The organism is Winslowiella toletana, assembly GCF_032164335.1.
Classification (GTDB): Bacteria; Pseudomonadota; Gammaproteobacteria; order Enterobacterales; family Enterobacteriaceae; genus Erwinia; species Erwinia toletana_A.
In genome coordinates, this window is record NZ_CP134152.1 from 2914684 (window position 1) to 2935288 (window position 20605).

The 20605-nt window shown below is 52.1% G+C and carries 21 protein-coding genes; 9 read left to right on the forward strand and 12 right to left on the reverse strand.

Features of this window, described 5'->3' with window-relative positions; all coding sequences use genetic code 11:
• Nucleotides 1–382: 382 nt before the first annotated feature.
• Nucleotides 383–4336 (forward strand): trifunctional transcriptional regulator/proline dehydrogenase/L-glutamate gamma-semialdehyde dehydrogenase, encoded by a 3954-nt coding sequence (gene putA, locus RIN69_RS13600; protein WP_313852440.1) that lies wholly within the window; start codon nt 383–385, stop codon nt 4334–4336.
• Nucleotides 4337–4387: 51 nt separating this feature from the next.
• Here the strand turns inward: putA and RIN69_RS13605 are convergent, their stop codons facing one another.
• The 8 genes from RIN69_RS13605 to RIN69_RS13640 form a co-directional block, all read right to left on the reverse strand.
• Nucleotides 4388–6322, reverse strand: coding sequence for a hypothetical protein (locus RIN69_RS13605; RefSeq protein WP_313852441.1), 1935 nt, complete (start codon nt 6320–6322; stop codon nt 4388–4390).
• Between the two features lie 156 nt (nt 6323–6478).
• Nucleotides 6479–7231 carry an L-cystine ABC transporter ATP-binding protein TcyN gene (tcyN, locus tag RIN69_RS13610; protein ID WP_313852442.1) on the reverse strand — a complete coding sequence of 251 codons (753 nt, stop codon included), beginning with the start codon at nt 7229–7231 and terminating at the stop codon, nt 6479–6481.
• Nucleotides 7228–7896, reverse strand: coding sequence for a cystine ABC transporter permease (tcyL, locus tag RIN69_RS13615; RefSeq protein ID WP_313852443.1), 669 nt, complete (start codon nt 7894–7896; stop codon nt 7228–7230). Before tcyL ends, tcyN begins: the two co-directional genes overlap by 4 nt.
• A complete protein-coding gene (tcyJ, locus tag RIN69_RS13620) occupies nt 7896–8696 on the reverse strand; it encodes a cystine ABC transporter substrate-binding protein (RefSeq protein ID WP_313852444.1) in 801 nt (266 codons plus the stop codon). Before tcyJ ends, tcyL begins: the two co-directional genes overlap by 1 nt.
• Before the next feature lie 155 nt (nt 8697–8851).
• Entirely contained in the window at nt 8852–9838 is a 987-nt protein-coding gene (locus RIN69_RS13625) for a D-cysteine desulfhydrase (protein WP_313852445.1), read from the reverse strand.
• 85 nt (nt 9839–9923) lie between these two features.
• Nucleotides 9924–10427, reverse strand: coding sequence for a flagella biosynthesis regulatory protein FliZ (fliZ, locus tag RIN69_RS13630; RefSeq protein WP_313852446.1), 504 nt, complete (start codon nt 10425–10427; stop codon nt 9924–9926).
• Nucleotides 10428–10471: 44 nt separating this feature from the next.
• Nucleotides 10472–11194: an RNA polymerase sigma factor FliA gene (locus RIN69_RS13635; RefSeq protein ID WP_313852447.1), complete on the reverse strand. Its 723-nt coding sequence runs from the start codon at nt 11192–11194 to the stop codon at nt 10472–10474.
• Between the two features lie 231 nt (nt 11195–11425).
• The gene (locus tag RIN69_RS13640; protein ID WP_313852448.1) at nt 11426–12904 is read right to left on the reverse strand and encodes a FliC/FljB family flagellin; all 1479 of its coding nucleotides are present in this window, start codon (nt 12902–12904) and stop codon (nt 11426–11428) included.
• A 286-nt stretch (nt 12905–13190) separates the two neighbouring features.
• Between RIN69_RS13640 and fliD the strand changes: the two genes are divergently transcribed.
• The 4 genes from fliD to amyA all read left to right on the forward strand — a co-directional run bounded on the left by fliD (nt 13191) and on the right by amyA (nt 17010).
• Nucleotides 13191–14618 carry a flagellar filament capping protein FliD gene (gene fliD, locus RIN69_RS13645; RefSeq protein WP_313852449.1) on the forward strand — a complete coding sequence of 476 codons (1428 nt, stop codon included), beginning with the start codon at nt 13191–13193 and terminating at the stop codon, nt 14616–14618.
• Between the two features lie 11 nt (nt 14619–14629).
• Nucleotides 14630–15040, forward strand: a complete 411-nt coding sequence (gene fliS, locus RIN69_RS13650) for a flagellar export chaperone FliS (protein WP_313852450.1) — start codon at nt 14630–14632, stop codon at nt 15038–15040.
• Nucleotides 15040–15396 (forward strand): flagella biosynthesis regulatory protein FliT, encoded by a 357-nt coding sequence (gene fliT, locus RIN69_RS13655; RefSeq protein WP_313852451.1) that lies wholly within the window; start codon nt 15040–15042, stop codon nt 15394–15396. The genes fliS and fliT overlap by 1 nt, the downstream gene beginning before the upstream one ends.
• Before the next feature lie 135 nt (nt 15397–15531).
• Nucleotides 15532–17010, forward strand: a complete 1479-nt coding sequence (gene amyA, locus RIN69_RS13660; protein ID WP_313852452.1) for an alpha-amylase — start codon at nt 15532–15534, stop codon at nt 17008–17010.
• Between the two features lie 51 nt (nt 17011–17061).
• On the opposite strand, the gene yedD is transcribed toward amyA, so the two are convergent.
• Entirely contained in the window at nt 17062–17523 is a 462-nt protein-coding gene (gene yedD / locus RIN69_RS13665) for a lipoprotein YedD (protein WP_313852453.1), read from the reverse strand.
• A gap of 157 nt (nt 17524–17680) precedes the next feature.
• Between yedD and RIN69_RS13670 the strand changes: the two genes are divergently transcribed.
• Nucleotides 17681–18004 (forward strand): DUF6388 family protein, encoded by a 324-nt coding sequence (locus RIN69_RS13670; protein ID WP_313852454.1) that lies wholly within the window; start codon nt 17681–17683, stop codon nt 18002–18004.
• Between the two features lie 331 nt (nt 18005–18335).
• A complete protein-coding gene (locus RIN69_RS13675) occupies nt 18336–18584 on the forward strand; it encodes a CsbD family protein (RefSeq protein ID WP_313852455.1) in 249 nt (82 codons plus the stop codon).
• Nucleotides 18585–18625: 41 nt separating this feature from the next.
• Here RIN69_RS13675 and iraP read toward each other — a convergent pair whose 3' ends face one another.
• Together iraP and RIN69_RS13685 are read right to left on the reverse strand one after the other, a co-directional pair.
• The gene (gene iraP / locus RIN69_RS13680) at nt 18626–18916 is read right to left on the reverse strand and encodes an anti-adapter protein IraP (protein ID WP_313852456.1); all 291 of its coding nucleotides are present in this window, start codon (nt 18914–18916) and stop codon (nt 18626–18628) included.
• A gap of 75 nt (nt 18917–18991) precedes the next feature.
• Nucleotides 18992–19285, reverse strand: coding sequence for a hypothetical protein (locus RIN69_RS13685; protein ID WP_313852457.1), 294 nt, complete (start codon nt 19283–19285; stop codon nt 18992–18994).
• A 238-nt stretch (nt 19286–19523) separates the two neighbouring features.
• On the opposite strand from RIN69_RS13685, the gene RIN69_RS13690 reads away from it, so the two are divergent.
• Nucleotides 19524–19766, forward strand: a complete 243-nt coding sequence (locus RIN69_RS13690) for a DinI-like family protein (RefSeq protein ID WP_313852458.1) — start codon at nt 19524–19526, stop codon at nt 19764–19766.
• A 127-nt stretch (nt 19767–19893) separates the two neighbouring features.
• Entirely contained in the window at nt 19894–20070 is a 177-nt protein-coding gene (locus tag RIN69_RS22920; protein ID WP_390902544.1) for a YnfU family zinc-binding protein, read from the forward strand.
• Nucleotides 20071–20253: 183 nt separating this feature from the next.
• Here RIN69_RS22920 and cspE read toward each other — a convergent pair whose 3' ends face one another.
• Nucleotides 20254–20466 carry a transcription antiterminator/RNA stability regulator CspE gene (gene cspE / locus RIN69_RS13695; RefSeq protein ID WP_052900423.1) on the reverse strand — a complete coding sequence of 71 codons (213 nt, stop codon included), beginning with the start codon at nt 20464–20466 and terminating at the stop codon, nt 20254–20256.
• Nucleotides 20467–20605 lie beyond the last annotated feature (139 nt).

A 20605-nucleotide genomic window follows, 5' to 3' on the forward strand; every position in this document is an offset into this window, starting at 1 on the left:
TACACCACCGGAACGTGGCGGCGTCACATCTGTTTACCCCGAGGCGCGGTATCCTGCCGGAAACGTTTTCTGCGCACAATGGATTTAACACATCCGTTACCCCCAGTTCACCTGTAAACGTTCGCTAAAAGTCCAGAGGTTGCACCCGATCACAAAACCAATGGTTGCACCCCGTAACAACCCTGATAAAACCAGGTGTTTACGAGACTTAATCAACTGGCGAGCTTTTTGCAGCAATAAGCATGCCGCTTTGGCAGTGTTAACATTTAAGTGATTTTTCACAATGCCAGCTGGGTCACAATTAACACGGTTGCACTTAGTTGCAACATAAGTGATATTGCAGCTCATTAGCCTGGTAATCTATTTGAGGAGTGTTCAGGGCATGGCAACAACCACCATGGGTGTAAAGCTCGATGAAGCCACACGCGATCGTATCAAACTGGCCGCACAGAAAATTGATCGCACGCCGCATTGGCTAATAAAACAGGCCATATTCAACTATTTAGCTCATCTTGAACGAGATGATGCCCTGCCTGAGATCGCCACCGACAGCCAGATTAATGAGGGCGATGCGCTGCCGACAGAAGAGACGCATCAGCCATTCCTCGACTTCGCTGAACACATTTTACCGCAGTCGGTCACGCGTGCGGCGATTACCTCCGCATGGCGTCGCCCGGAGACCGAAGCAGTACCGATGATGCTGGAACAGGCGCGCCTGCCTGCCGCACTGGCGGAGAAAACTCATCAGCTGGCTTACTCGCTGGCCGATAAGCTTCGGCACCAGAAAGGGGCAAGCGGACGCGCTGGCATGGTGCAAAGCCTGCTACAAGAGTTCTCACTCTCCTCGCAGGAAGGCGTGGCGTTGATGTGCCTCGCCGAAGCATTACTGCGCATTCCCGACAAGCCGACGCGCGATGCGTTGATTCGCGACAAAATCAGTAACGGTAACTGGCAGTCACATCTCGGACGCAGCCCGTCGCTGTTTGTTAATGCCACCACCTGGGGACTGTTGTTCACCGGAAGGCTGGTGGCAACGCACAATGAAGCCAGCCTGTCACACTCGCTTAACCGCATTATTGGTAAAAGCGGCGAGCCGTTAATCCGCAAAGGTGTGGATATGGCGATGCGCCTGATGGGTGAACAGTTCGTTACCGGCGAAACCATCGCTGAGGCGCTGGCCAATGCGCGCAAGCTGGAAGAGAAAGGTTTCCGCTACTCTTACGATATGCTGGGTGAAGCCGCACTGACCGCCGAAGATGCCAAAGCCTATCTGCTCTCGTATCAGCAGGCGATTCACGCTATTGGCAAAGCCTCCAATGGCCGTGGCATTTATGAAGGCCCGGGAATTTCAATCAAACTCTCGGCGCTGCACCCGCGCTACAGCCGCGCGCAGTATGAGCGGGTGATGGAAGAGCTTTATCCGATCCTTAAATCGCTGACTTTACTGGCGCGCAGTTACGATATCGGCATTAATATTGATGCTGAAGAGGCAGACCGCCTGGAGCTGTCATTAGATTTGCTGGAAAAACTGTGCTTCGAACCGGAACTGGAGGGCTGGAACGGTATTGGCTTCGTGATCCAGGCCTATCTGAAACGCTGTCCGTTCGTGATTGACTCACTGATCGATCTGGCCCAGCGCAGCCGCCGCCGTCTGATGATTCGTCTGGTAAAAGGCGCATACTGGGATAGCGAAATCAAACGCGCCCAGATGGAAGGCCTGGAGGGATATCCGGTGTATACCCGCAAGGTGTATACCGACGTCTCCTACCTCGCCTGCGCACGCAAATTGCTGGCGGTGCCTAATCTGATCTATCCACAGTTTGCTACTCATAATGCACAAACCCTCGCAGCGATTTATCAGCTGGCGGGCAATAACTATTATCCAGGTCAGTATGAGTTCCAGTGCCTGCATGGCATGGGCGAACCGCTGTATGAGCAAGTGGTGGGCAAAGTCGCCGACGGCAAACTGAACCGCCCTTGTCGTATCTATGCACCGGTCGGCACCCACGAAACGCTACTGGCCTATCTGGTGCGTCGCCTGCTGGAAAACGGGGCCAACACTTCATTTGTTAATCGTATCGCCGATAAAACCTTGCAGATTGAGGATCTGGTGGCCGATCCGGTTTCAGCCGTCGAGAAACTGGCGACGACGGAAGGCGCAATAGGGTTGCCACATCCGAAAATTCCATTGCCGCGCGATCTGTACGGCAGCAAACGTCAAAACTCTGCCGGGCTGGATCTGGCCAATGAACATCGTCTGGCGTCGCTCTCCAGCGCACTGCTGAATAGCGCCTCACAACCGTGGCTGGCACAGCCGATGATTGACGGTGAGTTGGCCAGCGGTGAAACCCAGCCGATTATCAACCCGGCAGAGCTGACGGATGTGGTGGGTGAAGTGCGTGAGGCCAGCGAACAGGAAGTGTCCATCGCGCTGGATGCGGCCGTTAACGCCGGCCCGATTTGGTTTGCCACACCGCCGCAGGAGCGCGCGGCGATCCTTGAGCGTGCCGCCATCCTGATGGAAGGCCAGATGCAACATCTGATTGGTATTCTGGTGCGCGAAGCCGGTAAAACCTTCAGCAACGCGATTGCAGAAGTACGTGAAGCCGTTGACTTCCTGCACTACTACGCCGGTCAGGTACGCGATGATTTCGACAATGAAACCCATCGCCCGCTGGGGCCGGTCGTCTGCATCAGCCCATGGAACTTCCCGCTGGCGATCTTTACCGGGCAAATCGCCGCCGCGCTGGCCGCCGGTAATAGCGTGCTGGCTAAACCGGCAGAACAGACGCCGCTGATTGCCGCCCAGGCGATTCAAATCCTGCTGGATGCGGGCGTTCCACTGGGTGCCATTCAGCTGTTACCAGGGCGCGGTGAAACCGTCGGTGCACAGCTGACCGGCGATGAGCGCGTGCGCGGCGTGATGTTTACCGGCTCAACCGCCGTTGCCACTCTGCTGCAACGTAATATTGCCGGACGCCTTGATCCACAGGGCCGCCCTACACCGCTGGTGGCGGAAACCGGCGGCATGAACGCGATGATCGTCGACTCTTCCGCACTGTCCGAACAGGTGGTGGTGGATATCGTCGCCTCCGCGTTTGACAGCGCCGGCCAGCGCTGCTCGGCACTGCGACTGCTGTGTATCCAGGAAGATGTTGCTGAACACACGCTAAAAATGCTGCGCGGTGCGATGGCGGAATGCCGTATGGGCAATCCGGAACGCCTCTCAACGGATATCGGCCCGGTCATCGATCGTGAAGCGAAAGAGAATATCGACCGCCATATTCAGGCGATGCGCAGCAAAGGTCTGAAAGTGTACCAGGCGGCGCAGGAAAATCGTCAGGACAGCAAAGAGTGGGCGCAAGGCACTTTTGTGATGCCAACGCTGATTGAGTTGAATGCGGTCGAAGACCTGGATAAAGAGATCTTTGGCCCGGTGCTGCACGTGGTGCGCTTTAGCCGCAATACTCTGCCAGCGCTGATTGAGCAGATTAACGCTTCGGGTTATGGCCTGACGCTTGGCGTTCACACCCGCATCGATGAAACCATTAATCAGGTGACGCAAAATGCCAAAGTCGGCAACCTTTACGTCAACCGCAATATGGTCGGCGCAGTGGTTGGCGTGCAGCCGTTTGGTGGTGAAGGTCTGTCCGGCACCGGACCAAAAGCCGGTGGTCCGCTCTATCTGTATCGTCTGCTGTCGCATCGTCCCGATGACGCGCTGCAGATTACGCTGGACCGACAGGATAGCGAGCGTCCGCTGGATGCCGCGCTGCGCCCAACGTTGCAGCAGGCCCATCAGGCACTGACGGAATGGATAAGCCAGCAGCAACCAGAACTGACAGCGGTAAGTCAGCGCTTTGGCCAGCTGGCGCAGGCCGGTACGCTGCGCCTGTTGCCGGGTCCAACCGGCGAGCGCAACAGCTTTGCCCTGCTGCCACGTGAACGCGTGCTGTGCCTGGCGGATAATGACCGCGACCGCCTGGTGCAGCTGGCCGCCGTCACCAGTGTCGGCAGCCGCGCGTTATGGCCGCAGCAACCAGAGTATCGTCAGTTGTTCGGGCGTTTGCCTGAAGCAGTACAACGCCATATCGACTTTGCAGCAGATGTCCTTGCGAAGGGCGAACACATTGAGGCGGTGATTTATCACGGCGATGCCGATCAGCTGCGTGAGCTGTGCGCCAGTGTCGCCGCTCGCGAAGGTGCCATTGTCTCGGTGCAAGGCTTTGCCCGCGGTGAAACCAATCTGCTGCTGGAACGCCTGTTAATCGAGCGCTCGCTCAGCGTCAATACCGCAGCAGCAGGCGGTAATGCCAGCCTGATGACTATCGGCTAACACCACTGCGGTCTGGCCGTCGGCACGCATTGCTGGCGGCCAGACTTCCCACTAAACACGGCGTCTTTTTGTTGACGGCTCCGACCGTTCAGCCGGCTGAGGCTTTAATCCTGCCGTGGTTTTTGCCTCAACAACAGAGGTTTCCTTTTTAATATCCAGCGGATCGTAGCCTGGTCCATAATCCACCAGTAATTGCTGCCCTTTCTTCACCGGTTTGATGGTGACATACAGCGGGATTAGGTCGTCGATAAACAACAGAGCAATATTATTTCCTGCGGCCCCCGCGATGCCCGCTTCATTTAGCGGCGGCAGTTGATGCATTTGATTGGTATTGATCAACGCCAGACGATTCGAGTGCCGAAAAGCCGAAACAATCACCGCGTGCCCTTCAGCATCAGCCGGCAGCGTCCAGCTATAACCAAGGTTGCGCTCGCAGCCAATTGCGCGATTTTCGCGTGCAATTTGCTCTTCAGAATCAAGCAGCACGCCACTGTATCCGCCCAAAATCGTCAGGGCGGGAATTGAAGTCTCAGCAAAAATACCCAGCCCCCACGGCGCGGGCCGGTCGTCTGCTGGCTCAGTTTCGGAGGGGATAAACTGTTGCAACGGGCGACTGAGATATTTATCGAAGGTTTTTATTTGCTGGCTACCGTCACTTGCAATTAACCGGCTGGCGAAACGGTTAGCCTTCGCCATAAACTGATTTCTGACCTGCTTTCCTTTGGTTTTCAGACAGGCTTCCAGCTCAACGGATGGATAGATTTTCCAGCCTGCTGGTTTAATTCGTTCAGCGGTCAGGCTGCGTTCGGGATTATTCGGGTCAAGCAGCAGTGGCGCGGCGTCATTTAATTTCAGTATCAGCCGATAGCGCTGCGGTTCCCAGCAGCTCTCTGCCAGCAAACCGTCATCCGGTTCCTGCTTAATGGCAACAATCGGCGAATCTGGTAATGAGGTGCCTGAACCCATGCTATTAAGCCATGTTCTGACGCTTTGCTGCATGCAGTCTGTTTCAGCCAGTCGGCAAAAGGCTAAGCCCAGTTCAGTCAGGCCATTCCTGTCGGCACATCTCATCATGGTGGTGAGTTTTATCTCGTGATCGCCTGCAAACTGTGCCAGCGTCACTGTCTGCGGCTGCGTGGCAACCGCTTTCTGCCAGTTCAGCAGCGCGTGCATTATCCCGTAATATTTACGATAAAATTTTTCACCATACAGCGTCAGGCCGGTTGCCGACTTACTGAACAGGCTGGCGCAGCGCCTGAACATCGACCAGCTGACGTCAACACATTGTGCGAAATTTTTGATACCAATCAGCTTACGTTGTTCTGGCTCCAGCTTCAGCCAGCAGCGTAGCGCCAGGGCATTGCGCATTGGGCTGAGATCTCTGAGCGGAATATTTTTACTCGACTGCTGCTCCGTCAGCTTTTTCCCCCGCCCGGACACGCCAGCTTCGATATTAGCCAGCGTACCGAAGTATTTACTGTCAATGCCGCGTGACCTGGCGAAGTATCTGACGGAGCAAATCTTCCTTTCCTCAATGGTCATTTTTTGCCAGTCATTCAGCGCCTGCTGTAATGAACAGATCACTACCGGCTGGTTTCTTTGTCGAAAACTTTCGATAAAGTTTTTTCCCTTCTCATTAACTCCTGCTCCGTAGACATAATGATGAGCACTGGTTACACCTCTGGCGAGGAAAAAATCCTGCACGTTTTCTTCAGCGGGATAAATAACCGCAAGCTGTTGCCACTCCTCGAGCGCCTCGACCAAGGCTAATTTGGCTGAAAATGTCGCAGTTGGCGCCACCGTTTGTGGTGCAGGCAGAGAATATTGCGTGGCGGATCGGTCTGTTTTGGGCAATGACAGCGGGGTATTACTGGTTTGAATGACCGTGCTCAGCGTATCACCGGTCTGGAGCGGAGAAGCACCAGGCAGATTTATCCCTGTGACGGGCAACAGTTTGCCGCCGTTATTTGTCCCGTTAACCGGCATATGTTCATCCTTGTAGACGCGATACTTTATTTTCGCGTCAGGCAGCGTGCCAGAGGCGCGGTCTTTTTAATATTATAATTCGCTTAGCGGGCCAGTTCCGGGCTTCCCTGCCCGGCTAGCGTCAGCAAGCCGAATGTAACCGCATAAGTAAGGCGGTTAATTATTGAGGAATTTATCGAGAAACTGACGGGTGCGTTCCTGCTGCGGATGAGAGAAAAGTGCTTTGGCCGGGCCTTGTTCGACAATCTTTCCCTGATCCATAAAGATCGCGCGGTCGGCGACATCACGGGCGAAGCTCATCTCATGCGTCACAATCACCAATGTGCGCTTCTCTTCTGCCAGCGCCCGAATGGTATTCAGCACTTCCCCTACCAGCTCCGGGTCCAGCGCCGAGGTCGGCTCATCAAACAGAATCACCTCAGGCCGCATCGCCAGCGCGCGCGCAATCGCCACACGCTGCTGCTGGCCGCCAGACAGACGGCGCGGGTAGCTGTCTTCTTTACCGTGCAGGCCGACTTTCTCCAGCAACTGGCGTGCGCGAGCAATCGCTTCTGCCTTCGGCTCACCTTTAACGATAACCGGCCCTTCAATAATGTTTTGCAGCACCGAGCGGTGTGGGAACAGATTAAAGCTCTGGAAGACAAAACCGACCTGCTGACGTAAACGGCGCACCTGCTGTTGCTGTTTACTCAGCGGCTGATTAGCATCAATTAAGATATCGCCAACTTTAATGGTGCCGCTATCCGGTTCTTCCAGCAGATTAATACTGCGCAGTAAGGTGGTTTTACCCGATCCGCTTGGGCCAATAATCGCCACCACTTCACCGGAACTGACGGACAGATCGATGCCATGCAACACCGTCTGACCATTAAACTGCTTCACCAGTTTGCTGACTTCGATGGCGCTCATTTTGACTCCCGATCCTGACGATTAACGTGATTTTCCAGCTTGTTCTGCAACACCGATAACAGCGTTGCCATCACCCAGTAAATCAATGATGCCGCAAGGTACATGGTAAACACTTCCAGCGTGCGCGAGGTAATCAGCTGCGCCTGTCGGAACAGTTCGGGCACCTGAATGGTGGCCGCCAGCGAGGTATCTTTCACCAGACTGATAAAGCTGTTGCCGAGCGGTGGTAATGCGGTGCGCGCTGCCTGCGGCAGAATCACCCGGCGCATTGTTTGCCAGCGCGTCATACCAATACTGGCGGCCGCTTCCCACTGTCCGCGTTCGATGGAAGAGATCGCGCCACGTAGCGATTCAGAAGCGTAAGCCGCAGTGTTGAGCGACAGGCCAATCATTGCCGAAGGGATCGGATCCAGCTCAATACCAAACTGCGGCAGGCCGTAGTAGATCATAAACAGCTGTGCGATCAGCGGTGTGCCGCGAAATATTGAGACGTAGAACCGTGACAGCCAGCGGGCTGGCCAGAAGGTGGACAGGCGCATCAGTGCCAGGATAAAACCGAGCAGCAGGCCAAAGAACATGCCGCCAATACTCAGTTGCAGAGTAAAAACGGCACCTTTCAATAAAAAAGGTGCTGAATCCAGCACCAGTTGAATACTATCTTGCATTATTTAGTAACGTCCGCGCCAAACCATTTATCAGACAGTTTAGTGAGCGTACCATCTTTCTGCATCTCTGCGATGGCGGCATCAATCGCCTTCACCAGATCTTCATTGCCTTTACGCACAGCCACGCCGGACTCCTGACGCGAGAATGCCGGGCCAGCAACCGCCAGCGTACCACCGGTTTTCTTCACCAGATCCAGTGCCGCCAGGCGGTCAACCAGAATCGCATCGATACGGCCAACGCGCAGATCCTGATATTTGGTTGGATCGTCATCATAGGTGCGCACATCAGCATCTTTGACGTTTTCACGCAGCCACTGCTCGTAGTTAGAACCGAGGCCAACACCGACTTTTTTACCATTCAGATCTTCAGGTTTGGTGATGCTACCGGCGTTATCTTTTTTGGTCAGCGCCTGAATACCGGAAACGGTGTAAGGAGTGGAGAAGTCATATTTCTTTTTGCGCTCGTCAGACAGGGTAACCTGATTGATCACCACGTCGATGCGCTTGGAATCTAACGAAGCCAGCATTCCGTCCCATTTGGTCGGTTTCAGATCGGCTTTCAGACCGAGGTGCTGCGCCAGGGCATTGGCGAAGTCGACTTCAAAACCGGCCAGCTTGCCGTTTTCATCCTGGAAGCTGAACGGCGGGTAAGTTCCTTCCAGACCGACCAGCAGCGTACCGCGCTGTTTCACTTTATTCAGCAGATTTTCCGCCGCGAAGGTGTTGGCATTAAAACCCGCCACCAGCGCCACTGCCATCACACCCATCACCAGTTGGCGACGTACCAGAGAGAAGTTCATATCGACCCCATTATTGTGAGTTTATGCTTTGCTATAAGTCGATAACGGTGCGGTTATCAGCACCGTTATCACAGGTAAGGGCGGCTTTTGCCACCGATTCCAAAAGTTTCCAGCAATAATATCGTCCGGATTATAAACGCTTTTTCGGCGACGACTTAGACCGAAGGATGATAAGCAAATAACGCCGGCGCACCACCGGTGTGAACAAACACAATTGGCCCTTCGCGACGGAAGCGCTGCTGCGCAATCCCATCAATCAAACCTGCCATCGCTTTGCCGGTATACACCGGGTCAAGCATGATGCCTTCCAGCCGCGCCAGCAGTTTTATCGCTTCGATGCCCTCTTCATTCGGCACGCCGTACTGCGGGGCAAAGTAGTCATCCCACAGGGTAATTTCTGCCGAGGCGCTGAGGGTCAGCGACTGCGCCACCGACTGTTGCAGGCTTTGCACTTTTGGCAGCTGATCGGCAACCTTACGTGAGACCGTGACACCTACCAACTCGGTATCCGGTAACAACTGCTCCAGCCCGACCGCCAGCCCGGCATGGGTTCCGGCACTGCCCGAAGCCACTACCACCGCCGCAATATCCGTTACCCCTTCAATCTGATGGGCAATTTCCTGCGCGCACTCAACGTAACCCAGCGCACCGAGCGCATTCGATCCCCCGACCGGCACCACATATGGACGAAAACCTTGCGCTTCCAGCAGCGTGGCCTGCTGTTCCAGCTGGCTGTCCGGTGCATGCAGAGCATCAACCATGACGATTTCGGTGTCCATCAATGACAGTAACAGGCGATTCCCATTGGTCAGGTAGTTTTCCGCTTCGGTGGCGATCGGATTTTCCAGTAGCGCCACGCATTTCAGCCCAAGCTTTGCGGCTACCGCGGCAGTCTGACGCACGTGATTAGACTGAATGGCACCGGCTGTCACCAGCACATCGGCTCCCTGACGCAGCGCATCAGCGGCAAGGAATTCGAGTTTTCTCAGTTTATTACCGCCAAGCGCGACAGGCGTGACATCGTCACGTTTAATAAAAATATCGCGGCCAAGGTAGTCGGAAAGACGTGGCAAATGTTCCAGCGGCGTCGGTGCGCCGATAAATTCAAGACGGGGGAACTGCATAAGGTGATGTAAGGACAACGTAGCCTCCAGCGAAAGCTTTTTCAGTTATCCCTGTAGTTTTACAGAAGATGACCGAATGGTCATCTCCGATTTAATATGTTGGCTAATTACGTTGCCAGCCAAGGAACTGATCGTACTTGCGCAGCGCAATACGATAGTTGTTTTGCCCGGCATCCGGCAGATCTTGTTCCAGGCATGCATGCCAGCTATTACCGCGCAGCTTATCCGCCGGGAAATTACGTGCCGACAGCATATCGTCGAGGCGACGCAGGCGCACCACATACTCACGAATAGTGCTGTGGCTCATCTCAGTTTGCTCAAACAGATATTGTTTAAACGCCATGATATCGAAATAGTTAGGCTGGCTGTTGCAGTAAATATCACTGCAAAAGCGGCACAGCGCCGTCAACTCACTTTGCAGTTTTTGCCACACCTGCTCGTCGATCAACTGGTCCATCCGCACGATGGCTTCTTTATTAATGATCTGGCCGCGAAAGACCAGCGCCATGCGATCCAGCACTTTGTCGCAGTGCGAGCAGTTGCTCTGGCTGTGTTTATAGTCTTTCAGATATCGGCTTAATGGCCTTGTTTTAGTTTTGGATACCATATGAGATTCCCCGGTTAAAATTTTGAAAGCGAGAACTGACTCTGTCAGCGCGCTGCCGTTAACCGGGTGCGCAAGCGTTTTATCGCCTGACTGTGCAGTTGGCTGACGCGGGATTCCCCGACTTCCAGCACCGCGCCAATCTCTTTCAGATTCAGCTCTTCCTGGTAATACAGTGTCAGCACCATCTTTTCGCGATCGGGTAACCCCTCGATCGCTTCGATGACCCGATCGCGCAGATTCCCTTCCATCAGCTGATGCAGCGGGTTGGCTTCTTCATGCCCTTCTGTCACCAGCTCCGCGCTATCGCCGTGCTCTTCGCGATACTCGTCGTAGGAAAAAAGCTGGCTATTGTTAGTATCCAGCAGGATCTGCCGATACTCTTCCATCGAGACATTCAGCTGTCCGGCAACCTCCTGCTCGGTGGCCGCTCTCCCCAGTGACTGCTCTACCTGTTGCATCGCCCCGGCCACTTCGCGCGCGTTGCGGCGTACGCTGCGGGGGGCCCAGTCGCGACTGCGCAGTTCATCCAGCATCGCGCCGCGAATGCGCTGCACCGCATAGGTGGTGAAGGCGGTACCGTGCAACGCATCAAAACGATCGACGGCATTTAACAGCCCGATACCTCCGGCTTGCAGCAGATCGTCCAGCTCGACACTGGCGGGCAGCCGCACCTGCAGGCGCAACGCTTCATGGCGCACCAGCGGCACGTATCGCTGCCACAGCGAATGTTTATCCATCACGCCTTCGGCGGTATATAGATCGCTCACTCTGACTACCCTGCGTTATTGAGTTATCGGCATAATTATCCGTTTCTGTAGCAATATCGATTGAGTGAATAGGGATAAAAAAGCGGGTTAATTCGGCTTAGTGTTATAGAACAGGCCGAGGGTCTTATCAGGGTTATCGCAGCGGGATCGGTGGAATTTTTCTGGTGGATTATCAGCAAAAAACCCTGCCGAAGCAGGGTTTAAACAGCGTTACGCGTACTGCGTGGCCAATTAGCCCTGCAGCAGAGACAGAACCTGCTGTGGAACCTGGTTAGCTTTAGACAGCACTGAGTTACCTGCCTGTTGCAGAATCTGCGCTTTGGACATATTGGAAACTTCAGTTGCGTAATCAGCATCCTGAATACGGGACTGTGCAGATGACAGGTTGGTGGTGGTGTTGTTCAGGTTGGTGATCGCAGAATCCAGACGGTTCTGCACTGCACCCAGGCTTGAACGGAATTTGTCAACTTTAGCGATTGCTGCATCCAGTGCTGCCAATGGATCGGTGGTAGCCGCAGTAGCAATTTCAGCCAGCGCATCGCCGCTTTTAAAGTTGTGACCACTGACTTTATCCGCAGAATAAGCTTTGCCATCAACGGTTACAACCGCAGTCTGCTTATCAACTCCACCCAGCTCAACAGCACCAGTTTGCGTAGCACCATCTTTGTCAGTGTACTTAACGGTATCAGCATCAATAGTCGTGTTACTTGTGCCATTATAATCTGTTTTATAGAGCTTATTGTCGTAAGAAATCGCGTAGCCAGCGTCGCTAACGTTACCGTTAGAGTCAGTTGAGCTCAACTTGACCAAAGAGGTATTACTGTTATCAGCGCCAGTAATGCCAGCAGAAACCAGACTCGCAGCTGCTTTAGTGGTATCAATGGTGGCTGGAGTTTGATATTTAGTAACTGCCGCTGCTGTAGAAGGAATGCTGCCGGTTGGTGTACCTGCCAGAGTAGCTGTACCATCATTCTGAACGGTAACCTCATAAGCACCGTCCTTACCAGCATCTGCACCTGAGATAGTGGTGTAATATTTACCTGAGGTCTTATCAAATGAGTAATCTGAAGCTGTAGCACTTGTACCCAGCGCTGCGAGATCGGATGTATCAATATCCTTGATATCAGTTGCACTAGTTGAATAAGTCGTTTCCAGCTTAGTACTTTCTAAAGTTGCTGCTTTTTGCACGTTGAAAGATGACAGGCCCAGTGTAGATGAGTCAATTTTCTGCAAGTCGATAGATATTTTCTGACCATCATTCGCACCAACCTGAATATTCATAGTGCCGTCTTTAGCCAGCACTTTCACGCCGTTAAACTGAGTCTGGCCGGATACGCGGTCAATTTCGCTCAGACGGGAGGTGATTTCATCCTGAATAGAAGTCAAATCAGAATCAGAGTTGGTGCCGTTAGTTGCCTGAACGGTCAGTTCACGGATACGCTGTAAGTTATTGTTAATTTCAGACAGTGAACCTTCGGTGGTCTGAGCCACTGAGATACCATCATTAGCGTTACGCGCAGCCTGAGTCAGACCTTTAATGTTAGAGGTAAAACGGTTAGAGATTGCCTGACCCGCAGCGTCGTCTTTTGCGCTGTTGATACGCAGACCGGAAGAGAGACGCTCAATAGAGGTGCTCAGTGCGGACTGTGATTTGTTCATGTTGTTCTGGGTCAACAGCGACAGGCTGTTAGTGTTAATAACTTGTGCCATGATAATATCCTTTCATTCTACTCGGTTAGGTTTGGGCTGTTGCCCTCGGCTTTATCGCCGTCTAACCCTCTATCGGCGTCCGCCTGCTAACCTTTAGAAAAATTTCACTCTCAGACGCAATTTTTTTCTGCCGCTGACCTCCTCACTGCTTCAAACTCTAATGCCTGGAAATGCCCTTCTCCACGGTCGCTGTTCCGTTTATTGACGGGAAAAAAAATTTGTAAACTTCCCGGATGTTGTGCCGATAAACCGAGTACTTTCACACCCGAATAAAATAAGGACTGTTATGGCTTCCATCTCTTCATTGGGTATTGGATCCGGGCTGCCGCTGGATACGCTGTTAACCAATCTGACTACCGCGGAAAAAGGACGCCTGACGCCGATTTCCACCCAACAATCAGCCTATTCCGCCAAGCTGAGCGCTTACGGTTCACTGAAAAGCGCGCTGACCAGCTTCCAGACTGCCAACTCGGCAATCAATACCAACGCGATTTTCCAGAGCACCACCGCCACCAGCAGTGCGACCACTTCTTTTACCGCCGCCACTGCCGCTGGTGCGGCAACCGGTAAATATTCCGTTGCGGTTACCCAACTGGCGCAGGCGCAGTCATTGCTTTCCGGCAAAGTTGACAGCAGCTCCAGCAATCTGGGCACCAGCGGCGCCGGCACCCGTACGCTGACCATCAGCCAGCCAGGACAAGAGAAGCCGCTGGAAATTAAGCTGACCGATGCACAGAGCACCCTGACCGGTATCCGCGATGCGATTAATAATGCTGATGGCAGCGTAAACGCCAGCATTATCAAAGTAGATGATAAAAACTATCAGTTGGTGGTAACCTCCGCCGAAACCGGCGAGAAAAATGCCATGACGCTTAGCGTCAGCGGTGACGCTAAACTGCAAAGTTTTATAGGTTATGATGCCAGCACCAGCAGCAACGGCATGTCGCAGACCGTCAGCGCGCAAAACGCCCTGCTGTCGGTTAATGGTGTCGATATTGAGCGCGAAAGCAATACCATTACTGATGCGCCGCAAGGCGTAACCTTAACGCTACTGAATAAAACCACTGATACCCAGTCGCTGACGATTGCCAAAGACACCTCAAAGGCCAGCACGGCAATTAAAGCCTGGGTGGATGCCTATAACGCATTGCAGGACAGCTTCAGTAATCTGACCGCTTATACCGCGGTAGATGCCGGTGCCGAAGAACAGAGCAGCAGCAACGGTGCACTGCTCGGCGACAGCACCCTGCGCACCATTCAGACCCAGCTTAAGAATCAGCTGACTAACGCCGCCAGCTCATCGACTTATAAAACCCTGTCGCAGATTGGTATTACCTCGAATCCGACCACCGGCAAACTGGTGCTGGACAGCGATAAGCTCTCGACGGCGCTGTCAAACGACGCCAAAGGCGTGATGGCGATGATTAATGGTGACGGCAAAAGCACCGGTATTAGCACCACCATCAATAACTCCATTACCCGCTACCTGGCTACCGACGGGATCCTGACCAACGCCACCAATGGCGTCAGTCAAACCCTGAAGTCGCTGACCGCGCAGTACAATAAAACTAACGACAGCATTAATGATGCCATCGCCCGTTACAAAGAGCAGTTCACCCAACTGGACGTGCTGATGAACAAGCTGAACAGTACCAGCAACTATTTAGCCTCACAGTTCACCACGTCAAACAGCTCTTCCAGCAGCTCGTCATAAGAGAGGACATAATGTATAGCGCAAGCGGTACCAAAGCTTATGCCAAAGTCGGCCTGGAAAGCGCCGTCATGAGCGCCAGTTCCGACCAGTTAATGACACTGTTATTCGACGGCGCGTTAAGCGCACTGGTGCGCGCCCGCCTGTTTTTGCAGGACGGCAACCAGCCTGGTAAGGGTGAATCCTTGTCAAAAGCGATCAATATTATTGATAACGGACTGAAAATGGGGCTGGATGACAGCAGCGGCGATGAGCTGGCCGATAATTTATCCGCGCTGTATAGCTATATGACGCGTCGCCTGTTACAGGCCAATCTGCATAATGATGTTGCGGCAATTGAAGAAGTCGAAGCCTTACTGCGCAATATTGCCGATGCCTGGAAAGAGGTGTCCACTTCTAAAGCCCTGGTTCAGGACACGATTTAATGAATATTGCACCGCACTTGTTCACGATTTACCAACAGCTGTTATCTCTCAGCCAGTCGATGTTACGCCTGGCCAGCGAGGGAAAATGGGAAGAATTAATTGATATGGAAGTTAATTATGTCAGTGCGGTCGAAAAATTAAGCCAGCTAACCCGGCAGCAGCCTGTGCCTTCTCATACTCAGGATCAGCTGCGTCCGGTGCTGCGTCATCTGCTGGATAACGAAGCAGAAATCAAGCGGCTGTTGCAGGCGCGCATGGAAGAACTGAGTTCACTGATTGGCCATTCTAATCGGCAAAAATCGATGAATTCCGCCTACGGCAAACTGGCTGGCACGGTATTATATCCGGCAGAATAACCGGTATCAGTCACGCCAGATATTCCTTCAATGCATCAAGCGGGCCAACGTTCAAAAATAAATCTGTAACGGCCCGCGCTTTTCCTCACGCTTACTCCATACTTCATTTTTAGCTGGTTAAAAATGGAGCTTACAATGCATAACCCCACGCTGTTGCAGTTCTTTCACTGGTATTACCCCGACGGGGGAAAATTGTGGCCTGAAGCAGCTGAGCGTGCGGCATGGCTGGCAGAAATCGGTATTACTTCTGTCTGGCTACCGCCAGCTTATAAAGGGGATTCCGGCGGCTACTCTGTCGGCTACGATACTTACGACCTGTTCGACTTAGGTGAATTTGATACTAAAGGCAGCCGCGCCACTAAATACGGCGATAAAGAACAGTTGCTGGCAGCGGTAGAGGCACTGAAATCACATAATGTTGGCGTACTGCTCGATGTGGTGCTCAACCATAAAATGGGTGCTGATGAAAAAGAGGCGGTGCAGGTTAATCGCGTCAATCCCGATAATCGTGAAGAGATTGACGAAGAGGTGATCGATGCCGAAGCCTGGACGCGCTTTACCTTTCCGGTGCGTGACGGCAAATATTCACAATTCGTCTGGGATTACAAATGCTTTAGCGGCGTTGATCATATTGAAAACCCGGATGAAAATGGCGTGTTCAAAATCGTCAATGACTACACCGGCGAAGGCTGGAATGATCAGGTTGATGACGAGCTGGGCAACTTCGATTATCTGATGGGCGCTAATATCGACTTTCGCAATCATGCGGTAACCGAGGAGCTTAAATACTGGGCGCGCTGGGTGATGAATGAAGTGCATTGCACCGGTTTCCGACTCGATGCGGTTAAACATATTCCCGCATGGTTTTACAAAGAGTGGATCGATCATATTCAGGAAGTCGCTGAGCAGCCAATGTTTATCGTCGCAGAATATTGGTCGCATGAAGTGGATAAGCTGCAGCAATATATTGACCAGGTCGACGGCAAAACCATGCTTTTCGACGCCCCGCTGCATATGAATTTTCATCATGCCTCGCAACAGGGTGCCGATTACGATCTCAGTCAGATATTCAATGACACGCTGGTCGCCACCGATGCTTTCCATGCGGTGACGATTGTCGCCAACCACGATACACAGCCGCTACAGTCGCTGGAAGCGCCGGTTGAGCCGTGGTTCAAACCGCTGGCCTATGCGCTGATTCTGCTGCGTGAACAAGGCGTACCGACTGTCTTCTACCCGGATCTGTTTGGTGCCAGCTATGAGGATGAAGGCGGCGATGGTCAGCAGTATAAAATTGAGATGCCTGCAATCCCTGAACTGGAAGCATTAATCCGCGCCCGTCAGCTGTATGCGCACGGGGTGCAGACCGATTATTTTGATCATGCCAACTGCGTTGCTTTCAGCCGCAGCGGTACGGAAGAACAGCCGGGCTGCGTGGTGATTATGTCCAACGGTGAACAGGGTGAGAAAACCGTAGCGCTGGGAGAGAACTTTGCCCATTCACAGTGGCGTGATTATCTCGGCCATCGTGAAGAGATCGTCAGCTGTGATGACCAGGGTAACGGGCAATTTTTCTGCAACGGCGGTAGCCTGAGCGTCTGGGTCGTGCAGTAACCTTGTACAGCCCGACGCATGGACGCGTCGGGCTGTTAACCGGCTGCGGTATTAGTTTGCCGTTTTCTTCACTTGCATCAGTGCCGGCTCAATATTTTGCAACGACGCAGCAGTCGGATTGCTGGACAGCGCATCAAGTGCCTGCTGACACTCTGCCGTCGGATGATCCATTTTCCGCAGCTTCAGCCCGTCATAGTGCAGGGTTGTACCTTCCAGCTCCAGCGGCATTACCCGTAGCTGTTTATTCACATTCACGTAGTCATCGCCCAACACCGTCAGCTTGCCTGGCTTGGCAATCACGCGCTGCCACTGACGGCAGTCGAGCGTATCGCCTTCAGCGGTAATCAGCAGGCTGGCCACCGCCTGATCGCTAATCAGCCCGCTTTGCGGCCCTACGCTCTGCCAGCTACCTTGCAGCGTGACCGGCGCAGGGGTTTTGACCGCCTGATCGTAATTGGTAATCTGCGTACAGCCGCTTAACGCCACCGCACAAAATACAATCCACTTCTTCATTTATTATCCCTGTCCTCGATGCGTACGCGGGTAAGTTATGATTTTCAGTTAAATACCGCAAGAAACATTCAACAAATTTGCCCGACAGCGGCTTCGGGGAGGCATCGGCGGTTTATCAAGTGTAAACTAGGCGGATTGAATCAAAAGGAAAACTGCCATGAAAACCCCTGAAGAGTACTACACCCTTGCCCGCGCCATGTTTTTACAGGCGCATCCTGATTTCCAGGCCGGGCTGGATAAAATCAGCGAACAGGATGCACGAGCGCTGGGTATGACGCAGGAAAAATTGAAAGAGATTCAGGCCGATCGTATCTATGCCGCTTTTCTTCGTGCCAAAAAACAGGATGCGATGCTGTTTTCAATTCAGCTGGCCGAACCAGATAAAGCCGTAGCGGCCAAGGCGATAGAAAAATACCTGCGTACCCACGCTGAAGCGCTGGGCATGACCTGGGAAGAATTCTGCATAAAGAATGAACTATAAGCATTCAGCCAGTTATAAGAACAGGACTGCCAGAAACATGCATCGCATATACTCCTCCGACCAGGGGGTTTTGTACAATTATAGTTGTACAAGTTAGAGGTTATTGTATAAGTTTAACAGGCGAGTAACATCGCTGATTACCCTTGTAACGAATCGTGCTTTTGCACGGCCTTTGGAAGTGTTACTGGATTTCCACTTCCAGAGGTTCTTTTTTTGCCCTCCCTCCCCCCAATGCAACATTTATAAACATCTGACTCTGCAAGCTTTCCAAATCATGGTCTACGATTAATAGTGTCTCGTATTGAGGACTCAACACACCTAAGGAGAAGCTATGTTTGAACAGGCAAAAGACAAAGTTGATGAAGCAATTGGTGCCGGTCAGGAGCAGTTTGGTAAAGCAGCAGGCTCTTCTGAACATGAATTAAAAGGCAAAGTACGCCAGAAGCTGGCACGTGGTAGCTATGCGGTGGATGACTTTGTTGATACTGTTAAACAACAAACCAAAAGTTCTCCACTGGCTTCACTGGCGGTAGCAGCGGGTATTGGTTTTGTACTTGCTAAAGTGATTGGCCGTAAATAAGCCGATATTGAGCCCGCCGTCGCGGGCTCAATTGCACTGGCTTACTCAGTTACCGTTGATTGTTCATCAACATAGCGCGTTACCGCCAGCAGACGATTAACGTGGATCAGCAACAGATCAACATCGGTCTGTAAAAACTCAACGGAAGTTCCTGCCGCAGTCATAATTGCATTCTGGATGTTCTCGGAGATATTGTTGGAACCCTCCTTTCCTGCAGTCAGCAACAGCGCGGCAATCAGCAGTGACTGTGCCTCAACCTGAGCCGCCAGCTCTTTGGCATCAACGTCCATCTTAGCCATTTTCATTAAAATATCGATGACCAGTTGCTTCATTATTGTTCCTCTGTGTATTCCTGTCATGAAACTATCACCAGACGGATCATCTGGTAAACAACCCGGCTGAAAATATCAGTCAGCGCTCATCGCTTTCACACGCGAGTAGCCGTAGCTGAAAGTCTGGTCGCCCGGACAAACCAGCACCAGCACATCACCCGATTGCGCTTCGCTCAGCATTTCATCCAGTTCAGTATCAAACTCTTTGCTCAGATTTGGCAGTGCCATCAGCATATCGCCCGGATAATCTTCGTTGTCATCCACCGGCATATCTTCAATGCGTGAACCTTTTACTACGTAAATCAGCAGTTGCTTATCATCATGCAGCACTTCTGCTTTTAAGTGTTTACCCGTGGGGTGCTTTGCCATACCTACTCCTGCAAAATTGTTGACTGCTGGCAACGACACAGCGTCTGATAACCCTGGTAAATTACCACCACTGCCGGGGCTTCGAAAAGCCAGCCAGCGCGATAACCGGTAATAATCCACAAAATCGGCTAACAAATCGTCATTCAGCCTGCGACAACCATTGATACTGTATTATTATCCAGTATTATTAGCGAAGCACATTACAATGACAAGGTTTCTCACAGAGAGGTTGACAGCAATGTTCGTCGAGTTGATTTACGATAAGCGCAATGTGGCAGGGCTGAACAATGCCAATGAAATGATTCATGAGGAACTGGAAAAACGCATCCATCGCGCCTTCCCTCATGCACTGGTTAAAGTTAAACCGATGCAGCGTAACGCCATCGAAACCGACGCCAGTAAAAGTGATAAAGCGATTATGGCGCGAATTATTGAAGAGATGTTTGAAGAGGCCGATATGTGGCTGGTGGCAGATTTTTAAATTTTAAGCAGACATATTGATCTTTAACCCTATTATCGCCTGCCGATTAAACAGACAATATAAGGCGGGCTATTGAAAATAATAGAGCGTAAACTGAGCTACCGGTCACAATGAGATCAACAAAATGATGAATCTCGACAGCTTACGCTTTTTTCGTAACCGCACGAAACAAATAACATGCCCATCATGTTCAAATAGCAGCAAACAGCAATCATCCAAAATCGCTAAAAACCAGACGCTGATTTGCGCACACTGCGGCCACTATTTCACTTTAACGCAGCGCGATAAAGAAAAAATATCCTGACTGCGCCGATAAATAACGGCTTAATTCTTTCTCTGATAATTATTTCCAGAACGCCTAATCGTATTTCACTTGCCGTTTAGCTGATACAAAAAAACCCGCACAAGGCGGGTTTTCTTTTACAGGCTCTTAACTGCTCCGGTCGCTGCCATCATCGCTGTCGTAAGAGGCCTGCGGCGTCATCACTTAGCGTGCGATAACGTTGGTCGCTGAAGGACCTTTAGCGCCGTTCTCAACAGAGAACTCTACGCTCTGACCTTCGTCGAGGGTCTTGAAGCTATCGCCCTGGATTGCAGAGAAGTGTACGAATACATCTTTGCTGCCATCGGTAGGAGAAATAAAGCCAAAACCTTTCTCAGCGTTAAACCATTTTACTAAACCAGTCATTTTGTTAGACATAATACTTTCCTCTGAATTTCATAAGCCTTTTTTAATCAGGCGGACAGGATTGCTTTGCAGATAATACTTATGAGCAAGGTAATAAGAAGAATCAGGGAAAGAGATATCTGAGATAACGCTCGAACTGAGAACTGCTTTA